The sequence below is a fragment of the Geodermatophilus sp. SYSU D00525 genome, assembly GCF_054050475.1.
The window spans coordinates 98,243-109,800 of record NZ_JBJGZK010000001.1; the positions used below are offsets into that span (position 1 = coordinate 98,243).

Consider the following 11,558-nt stretch of genomic DNA (forward strand, 5'->3'; position numbering starts at 1 on the left):
CGCCACTCAGCCGGCCAGCTCGGCCATCGTCCGCAGCGTCTCCGGCGACCCGGAGACCAGCATCGTGGTCACCAGCGAGGCCTCCCACGCCGCGAGGTCGTCGGCGATCTTGGCGCGCGGCCCGACGAGGGCGACCTTCTCGACCATCGCGAGCGGCACGGCCGCGACCGCCTCGGCCTTCGCGCCGGAGAGGTAGAGCTCCTGGATGCGGGCGCACTCGGCCTCGAACCCCATCCGGGCGAAGACCTCGTAGTGGAAGTTCGCCCCGCGCGCGCCCATCCCGCCGACGTAGAGGGCGAGCATCGGGCGCACCCGGTCGGCGGCGGCGTCGACGTCGTCGTCGACCTCCACCGGCACCGTGCAGGCCACCTCGAAGTCGTCCGCGGTCCGGCGGGCGCCCGGCCGGACGAAGCCCTCGGCGAGCGCCGTGCGGTAGTGGGCGTCGTCGTGCGGTGAGTAGAACAGCGGGATCCAGCCGTCGGCGACCTCGGCGGCCAGCGCGACGTTCTTCGGTCCCTCGGCGGCGAGCAGCACCGGGAGGTCGGCCCGCAGCGGGTGGACGGTCGGCCGCAGCGCCTTGCCCAGTCCGGTGCCGCCGGGGAACGGGATGCGGTACTGCTCGCCGTCGAGGCGGACCACCTCGCGGGCGAAGGCCTGCCGGAGCACCGCCACGTACTCGCGGGTCCGGGCCAGCGGCCGCGGGTAGGGCTGGCCGTACCAGCCCTCGACCACCTGCGGGCCGGAGACGCCGAGGCCGAGGACGAAGCGGCCGCCGGAGAGGTGGTCCAGCGTCAGCGCGGCCATGGCGGTGGCGGTCGGGGTGCGCGCGGACACCTGGACGACGCCGGTGCCCAGCCGCAGCCGCGTCGTCCGGCTGCCGAGCCACGCCAGCGGGGTGAGCGCGTCGGACCCGTAGGCCTCCGCCGTCCACACCGAGTCGAAGCCGAGGTCCTCGGCGAGCGCGACCAGCTCGGCCTGGCCGGGCGGCGGGCCGGCGCCCCAGTAGCCCAGTGACAGCCCCAGCCTCATCGCCCGTCCTCCCGTCGACCCTGCCGATCGTTGTGCAGGTCACACCATCCTGATAGACCTGACGCTGTCGTCAAGTCCGGCCGCGGCCCGCGCCGCGCCGCCTCCGCCGGGGGTTCCCCATGCGCTTCACCAGCGAGCACGCCGCGTTCCGGAAGACGGTGCGCGACGTCGTCGAGCGGGAGATCGCCCCGCACGTCGACGAGTGGGAGCGGGCCGGCACCTTCCCGGCGCACGAGCTGTTCCCCAAGCTCGGCGAGCTCGGCCTGCTGGGCCTGGAGTACGACCCCGAGTACGGCGGGCAGGGCGCCGACCACCTGTTCAGCGTGATCCTCTGCGAGGAGCTGCACCGGTCCGGGTGCGCCGGCGTCCCGATGGCGATCGGCGTGCAGACGATGATGGCCACGCCGTCGCTGCACGAGTTCGGCAGTGACGAGCTCAAGCGCCGCTACCTGGAGCCGGCCATCCGCGGCACCGCGGTCTGCTCGATCGCCGTCACCGAGCCCGGCGCCGGCTCCGACGTCGCCGGGCTGCGCACCCGCGCGGTGCGGGACGGCGACGAGTGGGTCATCAACGGCAGCAAGCTGTACATCACCAACGGCACCCAGGCCGACTGGCTGTGCCTGCTGGCCCGCACCTCCGACGAGGGCGGCCACCGCGGGATGAGCCAGATCGTCGTCCCCACCGACACCCCCGGCTTCTCCGTCTCCCGGAAGCTGGACAAGCTCGGCAACCGCTCCTCCGACACCGCCGAGCTGTTCTTCGACGACGTCCGGGTGCCGGTGTCGAACACCATCGGCACGGTCGGCCGCGGCTTCCAGCAGCAGATGGCGCAGTTCGTCGTCGAGCGGATGTTCGCCGCCTACGGCGCGGTCGGCAGCTGCCGGCACGCGCTGGAGCGCACCCGCCGGTACCTGCAGCAGCGGCAGGCGTTCGGCCGGCCGCTCGCGGCCAACCAGTACGTCGTCTTCCGGCTGACCGAGCTGTCGGCGCAGGTCGACCTGCTGCAGTCGCACAACTACGCGTGCGCGCAGGCGTACGTGGACGGCGAGGACACCACCCGGGCGGCCACGGTGGCCAAGCTGACCGCCGGCCGGCTGCTGCGCGAGGTGGCCGACGCGTGCCTGCAGTTCCACGGCGGCACGGGCTACATGGAGGAGACCTGGACCTCCCGGTTCTTCCGGGACAGCCGGCTGGCCTCGATCGGCGGCGGCGCCGACGAGGTGATGCTGCAGGTGCTGGCCCGGATGGACGGGTTCGACGCGTGAGCGGCGCCCCGCTGCTGCAGGCGCTGGTCGACGACCTCGAGGCCGAGTCCGCCGACCTCGACGCGCGCGTCGCCCCGCTCGACGACGACGCCTGGCTCACCTCCACCCCCGCGACCGGCTGGGACGTCCGCGACACCGTCAACCACCTGCGGTTCTTCGACCGGGACGCGCTGCTCGCCGTCACCGACCCCGCCGGGTTCACCGCGCTGGTGGCCGGACTCGGCGACGGCGCCGGCGACTACGTCGAGCGGCTGACCCGCGAGGGCCGCGCCGATCCGCCGGCGGAGGTGCTGGCCGCCTGGCGGTCCGGCCGGGCGGCGCTGGCCGCGGCCCTGCGCGCGGCCGACCCCGGCGTGCGGGTGCCGTGGTTCGGGCCGCCGATGAGCCCGGCGTCGTTCGTCACCGCCCGGCTGATGGAGACCTGGGCGCACGGGCAGGACGTCGTCGACGCGCTCGGCCAGACCCGGGAGCCGACCGCCCGGCTGCGGTCGGTCGCCGAGATCGGCGTCCGCGCCCGGCCGTTCGCCTACGCCGTCCGCGGCCTGCCGGCGCCCGACCGCCCGGTGCGGGTCGAGCTCACCGGCCCCGGCGGCGAGCGCTGGACCTGGGGGCCCGAGGACGCCGCCGACGTCGTCCGCGGGACCGCGCTGGACTTCTGCCTGCTGGTCACCCAGCGCCGGCACCGCGACGACCTCGACCTCGAGGTCACGGGCCCGGCCGCGCGGGAGTGGGCGGACATCGCGCAGGCCTTCGCCGGACCGCCCGGCGCCGGGCGGGAGCCACGGGGCGGGGCACCGCGGTGACGGCTCCCCTGCGGGTGGCCAACGTGTCCGGGTTCTACGGCGACCGGCACGCCGCCATGCGCGAGATGCTCGACGGCGGCGAGGTCGACGTCCTCACCGGCGACTACCTGGCCGAGCTGACCATGCTCATCCTCGGCCGGCAGAAGGCCGAGGACCCGGCGGCCGGCTGGGCGCGCAGCTTCCTGTCCCAGCTCGAGGAGTGCCTGGGCACCGCGCTGGAGCGCGGCGTCCGCATCGTGGCCAACGCCGGCGGGCTGAACCCGCAGGGCCTGGCCGCCGCCGTCAGCGGGCTCGGGGAGCGGCTCGGGCTGCCGGTGCGGGTGGCCACCGTGAGCGGCGACGACCTGCTCCCCCGCCTCGGCGAGCTGCGCGGCCGGCTGCGCGCCGGCGACCGCCCGCCGGGTGACCGCGACGTCGAGGACGCGCTCACCGCCAACGCCTACCTCGGTTGCCGCGGCATCGTGCGGGCGCTGCAGGCCGGCGCCGACGTCGTCGTCACCGGCCGGGTCACCGACGCGAGCCTCGTCGTCGGGCCGGCAGCGTGGCACCACGGCTGGGGCGGCGACGACCGGGGCACGGCCGACCTCGACGCGCTGGCCGGCGCGACCGTGGCCGGGCACGTGCTCGAGTGCGGCGCGCAGGCCACCGGCGGCAACCACAGCTTCTTCGCCGAGCTGCTCGACGCCGACCCCGCGGCACTCGACCACGTCGGCTTCCCGCTCGCCGAGATCGCCGCCGACGGCACATCGGTGATCACCAAGCACCCCGGCACCGGCGGTGCGGTGACGGTCGGGACGGTCACCGAGCAGCTGCTCTACGAGCTCACCGGCAGCCGCTACGGCGGGCCGGACGTCGTCACCCGCTTCGACACGCTGCGGCTGCGGCAGGCCGGCCCGGACCGGGTGGAGGTGTCCGGCGCCCGCGGGCTGCCGCCCCAGGGGCTGCTCAAGGTCGCGGTCAACCGGCTCGGCGGCTTCCGCAACGCGATGACGCTGCCGCTGACCGGCCTGGAGGTCGAGCGCAAGGCGGAGCTGCTGCGCCGCCAGCTCGCCCCGGCGCTCGCGGGCATCGAGGACGTCACCGTCACCCTCGCCCGCACCGACTCCCCCGACGCCGGCGTGCAGGAGGAGGCCGCGGCGCTGCTGCACGTCACGGTCAAGGACCGCGACCGCCGCAAGGTGGGCAAGGCGTTCACCGTGCCGGTGGTCGAGCTCGGCCTGGCCAGCATCCCCGGCTTCCACGCCACCTCGGCGCCGCCGACCCCGTCCCCCTACGGCGTCTACTCCGCCGCCTGGGTGCCCGCCGAGGAGGTGCCGCAGGTGGTCGGGCTGCCGGACGGGAGCACCGAGACCCTGCCCTCCGCCGTCCCCGCCGCGGCGGCCGCCGACGTCCCGGAGCCGGCCGGGCCGCCCGCGTGGGACGACGACGGGCCGACGCGCAGCGTCCCGCTCGGCCGGGTCGCCGGCGCGCGCAGCGGCGACAAGGGCGGCGCGGCGACCCTCGGCGTCTGGGCCCGCGACGACGACGGCTTCGCCTGGCTGGCCGCCTTCCTCACCCCCGACCGGCTGCGCGCGCTGCTCCCCGAGGCCGCCGCGCTGCCGGTCACCCGCGAGCTGCTGCCCGGGCTGCGGGCGCTGCTGTTCCAGCTGCCCGGGCTGCTCGGCGACGGCGTCGCCGCGGGCACCCGGTTCGACCCGCAGGCCAAGGCCGTGGGCGAGTGGCTGCGCTCCCGCGTGGTCGACGTCCCCGAGCGCCTGCTGCCCCCGGAGGTGGATGCGTGACCGTCCTGGACGAGCGGGCCGCGGGCAACCGCGCGGCGATGCTGGAGCGGCTGGCCGAGCTGGAGGAGCAGCTCCGGCTGGCCACCGCCGGCGGCGGGGAGAAGGCGCTGGCGCGGCACCGGCAGCGCGGCAAGCTCACCGCGCGCGAGCGGATCGAGCTGCTGCTGGACCGGGACAGCCCGTTCCTGGAGCTGTCCCCCTACGCCGCGTGGGGCACCGACTTCCCGGTCGGGGCGAGCACGGTCACCGGCATCGGCGTCGTCGAGGGCGTCGAGGTCGTGGTGTCGGCCAACGACCCCACCGTCCGCGGCGGCACGTCCAACCCGTACACGCTGCGCAAGTCCGCCCGGGCGCACGACGTCGCGCGGGTCAACCGGCTGCCGTTCGTCAGCCTCGTGGAGTCCGGCGGCGCCGACCTGCCCACCCAGTCGGAGATCTTCATCCCCGGCGGCCGCGGCTTCCGCGACCTCACCCGGCTCTCGGCCGCGGGCATCCCGACCGTCGCGCTCGTGTTCGGCAACAGCACCGCCGGCGGCGCCTACGTGCCCGGGATGAGCGACCACGTCGTGATGATCGAGGACCGCAGCAAGGTGTTCCTCGCCGGGCCGCCGCTGGTGAAGATGGCCACCGGCGAGGAGGCCGACGAGGAGTCCCTCGGCGGCGCGGCGATGCACGCGCGGGTCTCCGGCAGCGCCGACCACCTCGCCGTCGACGAGGTCGACGCCATCCGGATCGGCCGGCGGATCGTGCGGAACCTCAACTGGCGCAAGCAGGGCCCCGGCCCCTCCCGGCCGGCCGACCCGCCGCTGCACGACCCGGAGGAGCTGCTCGACCTCGCCCCGGCCGACCTGCGGCAGCCGCTGGACCCGCGCGACGTCCTGGCCCGGGTCGTCGACGGCAGCCGGTTCGACGAGCACAAGCCGCTCTACGGCACCTCGCTGGTCACCGGCTGGGCGAGCATCCACGGCTACCCGGTCGGCGTGCTGGCCAACGCCCGCGGCGTGCTGTTCCGGCAGGACGCCGAGAAGGCCGCGCAGTTCATCCAGCTGGCCAACCAGACCGACACCCCGCTGCTGTTCCTGCAGAACACCACCGGCTACATGGTCGGCACCGAGTACGAGCAGGACGGGATCATCAAGGCCGGCTCGCAGATGATCAACGCGGTCTCCAACAGCACCGTCCCGCACCTGACCGTCAACATCGGCGCCTCCTACGGCGCCGGCAACTACGGCATGTGCGGCCGGGCCTACGAGCCCCGCTTCCTGTTCACCTGGCCCAACGCCAAGAGCGCGGTCATGGGCCCGGCGCAGCTGGCCGGCGTCCTCGACATCGTCGGCCGGGCCAGCGCCCGGGCCCGCGGCCGGGACTACGACGAGGAGGCCGCGGCCGCGATGCGCGCCGCGGTGGAGCAGCAGATCGAGACGGAGTCGCTGGCGCTGTTCCTCTCCGGCCGGCTCTACGACGACGGGATCATCGACCCCCGCGACACCCGCACCGTCCTCGGCCTCGCCCTGTCGGCGGTCCACAACGCCCCGGTGAGAGGACTGCACGACGGATGGGGGGTGTTCCGGCTGTGACCCGCGCGCTCACCTGCGTGCTGGTCGCCAACCGCGGCGAGATCGCCCGGCGGGTGTTCCGCACCGCCCGCGCCATGGGCCTGCGGACCGTCGCCGTGTACTCCGACGCCGACGCCGGGGCGCCGTTCGTGGCCGAGGCCGACGTCGCGGTGCGGCTGCCGGGCAGCACGCCCGCCGAGACCTACCTGCGCGCCGACCTCGTGGTGGCCGCCGCGCTGCGCGCCGGCGCCGACTGCGTGCACCCCGGCTACGGCTTCCTGTCCGAGAACGCCGACTTCGCCCGCGCCGTCGAGGACGCCGGGCTGGTGTTCGTCGGGCCCGGGCCCGACGCCGTGCGGGCGATGGGCAGCAAGCTCGCCGCCAAGGAGCTCATGGGCCGGGCCGGGGTGCCCGTGCTGCCGAGCGTGGACGCCACGGGCCTGTCCGGCGACACCCTGGCCAAGGCCGCCGACGAGGTCGGCTACCCGCTGCTGGTGAAGGCGTCCTTCGGCGGCGGCGGGCGCGGCATGCGGACCGTCCGCGACGCCGGCGAGCTGGCCGAGGCGGTGGAGGGCGCCGGCCGGGAGGCGGCGTCGGCGTTCGGCGACGGCACGGTGTTCCTCGAGCGGCTGGTCGAGCGCCCGCGGCACGTCGAGGTGCAGGTGTTCGGCGACCGGCACGGGACGACGGTGGCGCTGTTCGAGCGGGAGTGCTCCATCCAGCGCCGGCACCAGAAGGTGGTCGAGGAGGCGCCCTCCCCCGCCGTCGGGCCGGAGCTCCGCCGGCGGCTGCAGGACGCCGCCGTGGCCGCCGCGCGGGCGATCGGCTACGTCGGCGCCGGCACCGTGGAGTTCCTGCTCGACGAGGGCGGGGACTTCTGGTTCCTCGAGATGAACACCCGGCTGCAGGTCGAGCACCCGGTCACCGAGGCGGTCACCGGCCTGGACCTGGTGCGCCTGCAGTTCGACGTCGCCGCCGGCCGCCCGCTGCCCCCGGAGGCGGTCTCCCCCACCCTGTCCGGCGCCGCGGTCGAGGTGCGCCTCTACGCCGAGGACCCGGCGCGCGACTGGCTGCCGCAGTCGGGCCGGCTGGCCGATTTCTCGGTGCCGGCCGACGCGGAGTTCCGCACGCCGCCCGGGCCGGGAGTCCGGCTGGACAGCGGCTTCCGCACGGGCGACGACGTCGGCGTGCACTACGACCCGATGCTCGCCAAGGTCGTCGCCTGGGCACCGGACCGCTCGTCGGCCGCGCTGGCGCTGGCCGGCGCGCTCGCCCGAGCCCGGCTGCACGGGCCGGTCACCAACCGCGACCTGCTCGTCCGCGTGCTGCGGCACCCGGCCTTCCTCGCCGGCGAGACCGACACCGGCTTCCTGGACCGGCACGGCCTCGACGTCCTCGCCGCCCCGCTGGTCGACGACGCCGGCCGCCGCGTGCACGCCGTCGCCGCCGCGCTGGCCGGGGCGGCACTGCGGCGGGCGGCCGCGCCGCTGCTGGCCGGCCTGCCCTCGGGCTGGCGCAACAACCCCACGATGCCGCAGACCACCGCGTTCGACGCCGGCACCGTGCACTACCGCCTGCACCGCGACGGCGTGACCGCCGACGTCGACGGCGAGCCGGTGGACCTCCTCGTCCTCGGCACGGAGGTGACCGGCCCGGGCCGGGTCCGGCTCGACGTCGAGACCGGCGGGCTGCGCGGCGCCTACGAGGTGCACGTCGACGGCGACCGCAGCTTCGTCGACGGCCCCGACGGCGCGACGGCGTTCACCGAGCTGCCGCGCTTCCCCGAGCCGTCCGCCGCGGTGGCGCCCGGCTCGCTCACCGCGACCATGCCCGGCGCGGTCACGCGGGTGGCCGTGGCCGAGGGCGACGAGGTCCGCGCCGGGCAGCTGGTGCTGGTCCTCGAGGCCATGAAGATGGAGCACCCCGTGGTCGCGCCGGCCGACGGGGTGGTCACCTCCCTGCCCGCCGACGTGGGCGCGCAGGTGGAGACGGGCGCGGTGCTCGCGGTCGTCAGCCCGACAGCCCCCGAGAGCGGAGGAGACCGCGGTGCGTCCTGACCTGTCCGGCATCGACCCCCTGGAGCTCAACCTCGCCACCCGGTTCTCGGTGGGTGACGTGCTGACCCGCTCCGCGCAGCTGTTCCCCGGCCGCACCGCGATCGTCGACGGCGAGGAGGAGGTCACCTACGCCCGCCTCGACGCCGCCGCCGAGGCGTTCGGCCGCGGCCTGCTCGACGCCGGCGTGCGCCACCAGGAGCCGGTGGCCTTCCTGCTCGGCAACTCGTGGCGCTTCGCCGCGAGCTTCTTCGGCTGCGCCAAGGCCGGGCTGGTCGCGCTGCCGGTCAACCTGATGCTGGCGCCCGAGGACGTCGGGTGGATCCTCGCCGACTCCGGCACGGAGACCGTCGTCGCCGACCCGGTGTTCCTGCCGCTGCTCGAGGCCGTGCTGCCCGGGCTCCCCGCGGTCACCCGGGTGGTCGTCACCGGGGACGCCCCGGCGCAGGTCGCCGGGCGCGACGTGCTGCGGTGGGACGACGTCGCCGCCGACCCGACGCCGGTGCAGGTGATCGTCGACGACCGCGACACCGTGCACTGCCTGTACACCTCGGGCACCACCGCGCGGCCCAAGGGCGTGCTGACCAGCCACCTGGCGGTGCACGTCGGCGTGCTGAGCAACGCGCTGCAGGTCGGCCACCGGCGCGGCGACGAGTTCTCCGTCCTGCCGATCGTGCTGCCGCTGTTCCACACCACCGCGCTGGACACCCTGCTGCTGCCGGTCCTGCTCACCGGGGGCACCGCGGTCCTGCCCGGCGGCTTCGACCCCGAGGCCTTCCTCGAGGTGGTCGAGCGCCGCCGGGCAACCCACCTGATGCTGCTGCCGATGATGTACGCCGCGCTGCTCGCCGCCCCGGGCATCCGGACGCGGGACCTGTCCTCGGTGCAGCTGTGCATCTACGCGATGGCCCCGATGCCGCAGGAGCGGATCACCGCGATCGCCGCCGCGTTCCCGAACGCGAGGGTGCTGCTGGGCTCGGGGCAGACCGAGTGCGTGCCGGCGACGGTGTTCCAGTGGCCCTCGCACCAGGAGACGAAGGCGGCGTCGTGGGGGCCGTCGACGGTCACCGTCGACACCCGCGTCATGGACCCGGCGGGCCGGCTGCTGCCGCCGGGTGAGACCGGGGAGATCGTCTACCGCGGCCCGCACGTGATGAGCGGGTACTGGAACGACCCGGCGGCGAACACCGCCGCGTTCGCGCACGGCTGGTTCCACTCCGGCGACGTCGGCCACCTCGACGAGGAGGGCGTCGTGTGGTTCACCGACCGGGTCAAGGACATGGTGAAGACCGGCGGGGAGAACGTCTCCTCCGTCGAGGTGGAGCGGGTACTGCTGGCGTCCCCGGAGATCGTCGAGGCCGCGGTGATCGGCGTCCCGGACGACCGCTGGGGCGAGGCGGTCACCGGCGTCGTCGTGCCGGCCGACCCGGACGCCGACCCCGCCGCGCTCGCGGAACGGCTGCTCGCCCACTGCCGGGCGCACCTGGCCGGCTTCCAGGTGCCCAAGCGGATCGAGGTCCGCACCGGGCTGCCGAAGACCGCCACCGGCAAGATCCAGAAGCACGAGCTGCGCGACGAGTTCCGTGGCTGACGCGCCCCTGGTCACCGTCGCCCGTCGCGGGCCGGGGGCGGTGGTGACGCTGGACTCCCCCACGAACCGCAACGCGCTGTCCCGCGCCCTGCTCGAGCAGCTGCACGCCGCGCTGCGGGAGGCGCTCGCCGACGACGCGGTGCGGGTGCTGGTGCTGACCGGCGCCGGGCCGGTGTTCTGCTCCGGCGCCGACCTCAAGGAGCAGCGCGCCGGCGGCGGTCCCGGGCCGGTCGGCCTGCCGGAGGTCCTCACCCTGCTGATGGAGGGGCCGAAGCCCGTGGTGGCGCGGGTCAACGGCGCCGCCCGCGCCGGGGGCCTCGGGCTGATCGCGGCCTGCGACCTCACCGTGGGCCTCGCCGGGGCGACGTTCGGCTTCAGCGAGGTCCGCATCGGGGTGGCGCCGGCGGTCATCGCCGTCCCCTGCCTGCGGCGCATGGACCCGCGGGCGGCGCGCGAGCTGTTCCTCACCGGCGAGCCCTTCGACGGCGCCCGCGCCCGGGAGGCCGGCCTGCTCGACCGCGCGGTGGCCGACGGCGACCTCGACGCCACGGTCGACGACCTCGTCGGTCAGCTCGCGCTGGGCGCACCGGAGGCGCTCGCCGTCACCAAGCGGCTGCTGCGCGAGCTGCCCGGCGCCGACCTGCAGGAGGACCTCCGCCGGATGGCCGCGCTGTCGGCGGAGCGGTTCGGCTCGGCCGAGGCGCGCGAGGGCGTCGCCGCGCTGCTGGGGAAGCGCCGCCCCTCCTGGGTCACCGGCTAGGCCGGCCGGCGCCGCCGTCGGGCCAGGCCGAGGCCGGCAGGCCGATGGCGCCGGCCCACAGCCGGGTGAGCACCTCGACGGCGGCGTCCTCGTCGAGGTCCTCCACCGGGTCCTGCCACAGGTGCGCGAACGACTCGACCATCGCCCCGAGCGCGCTGGCCGCCGCGCGCGGCGGCAGGGAGGCGTCGGCCAGCCCCAGCTCCTGCAGCCGCTCCAGGCCCTCCATGCCGCGCCGCACGAACGCCTCCCGGACGTCGACCCGCAGCCGCCGGAACTCCTCGCGGGTGTCGGCCAGCGAGTCCAGGACGCGCAGGATCCGGGCGTGCCGGGTGACCGCCGTGAGGTACAGCCGGTTGGCCGCCTCGATCCGCTCGTAGGGCGCGTCGGCCGGCAGCCGCGGGCCCACCGCGGTGGCGGTGAACAGGTCCTCCACCACGACCGCGACGATCGCCCGCAGCAGCGACTCCTTGGAGTCGAACCAGGTGTAGAAGGTGCCGTGCGAGACGCCGGCCCGCTCGGACACCGCGTCGATCCGGACGTCGGCGAACCCGCGCTCCTCGAACAGCTCGCGGCCGGCCTGCAGCAGCGCGGCCCGGGTGCGCCGTCCCCGGTCGGTCACGGGGAGCTGGTCCTGCTGCGCGCCTGCCTGCGTGCCGGTCATCGCCCCACCTCCGCGTCCTCGGGCCCGGGCAGCCTGACACAGGCCGCAGGCAGTTGAC

General features: G+C 75.8%; 9 protein-coding genes. 7 read left to right on the forward strand and 2 right to left on the reverse strand.

The annotated features are described in order from the left end of the window. Positions 1 to 6: 6 nt before the first annotated feature. Positions 7 to 1,029, reverse strand: coding sequence for an LLM class F420-dependent oxidoreductase (locus tag ACI796_RS00460; RefSeq protein WP_456939280.1), 1,023 nt, complete (start codon positions 1,027 to 1,029; stop codon positions 7 to 9). A gap of 119 nt (positions 1,030 to 1,148) precedes the next feature. On the opposite strand from ACI796_RS00460, the gene ACI796_RS00465 reads away from it, so the two are divergent. The 7 genes from ACI796_RS00465 to ACI796_RS00495 are packed head-to-tail and all read left to right on the forward strand — an operon-like array spanning position 1,149 to position 10,839. Beyond that, complete coding sequence (locus ACI796_RS00465; protein WP_456939281.1) at positions 1,149 to 2,294, forward strand: acyl-CoA dehydrogenase family protein; 1,146 nt, start codon at positions 1,149 to 1,151, stop codon at positions 2,292 to 2,294. Then, on the forward strand, positions 2,291 to 3,097 hold the full coding sequence (locus ACI796_RS00470; protein WP_456939282.1) for a TIGR03084 family metal-binding protein: 807 nt from the start codon (positions 2,291 to 2,293) through the stop codon (positions 3,095 to 3,097). Before ACI796_RS00465 ends, ACI796_RS00470 begins: the two co-directional genes overlap by 4 nt. Further along, entirely contained in the window at positions 3,094 to 4,878 is a 1,785-nt protein-coding gene (locus ACI796_RS00475) for an acyclic terpene utilization AtuA family protein (protein WP_456939283.1), read from the forward strand. The genes ACI796_RS00470 and ACI796_RS00475 overlap by 4 nt, the downstream gene beginning before the upstream one ends. Continuing rightward, a complete protein-coding gene (locus ACI796_RS00480; RefSeq protein WP_456939284.1) occupies positions 4,875 to 6,455 on the forward strand; it encodes an acyl-CoA carboxylase subunit beta in 1,581 nt (526 codons plus the stop codon). Before ACI796_RS00475 ends, ACI796_RS00480 begins: the two co-directional genes overlap by 4 nt. Next, positions 6,452 to 8,491 carry an ATP-binding protein gene (locus ACI796_RS00485; RefSeq protein WP_456939285.1) on the forward strand — a complete coding sequence of 680 codons (2,040 nt, stop codon included), beginning with the start codon at positions 6,452 to 6,454 and terminating at the stop codon, positions 8,489 to 8,491. The genes ACI796_RS00480 and ACI796_RS00485 overlap by 4 nt, the downstream gene beginning before the upstream one ends. After that, the gene (locus ACI796_RS00490; RefSeq protein ID WP_456939286.1) at positions 8,481 to 10,079 is read left to right on the forward strand and encodes an AMP-binding protein; all 1,599 of its coding nucleotides are present in this window, start codon (positions 8,481 to 8,483) and stop codon (positions 10,077 to 10,079) included. The genes ACI796_RS00485 and ACI796_RS00490 overlap by 11 nt, the downstream gene beginning before the upstream one ends. Next, a complete protein-coding gene (locus tag ACI796_RS00495; RefSeq protein WP_456939287.1) occupies positions 10,072 to 10,839 on the forward strand; it encodes an enoyl-CoA hydratase-related protein in 768 nt (255 codons plus the stop codon). Before ACI796_RS00490 ends, ACI796_RS00495 begins: the two co-directional genes overlap by 8 nt. On the opposite strand, the gene ACI796_RS00500 is transcribed toward ACI796_RS00495, so the two are convergent. After that, entirely contained in the window at positions 10,829 to 11,500 is a 672-nt protein-coding gene (locus ACI796_RS00500) for a TetR/AcrR family transcriptional regulator (RefSeq protein ID WP_456939288.1), read from the reverse strand. The genes ACI796_RS00495 and ACI796_RS00500 overlap by 11 nt on opposite strands. Positions 11,501 to 11,558 lie beyond the last annotated feature (58 nt).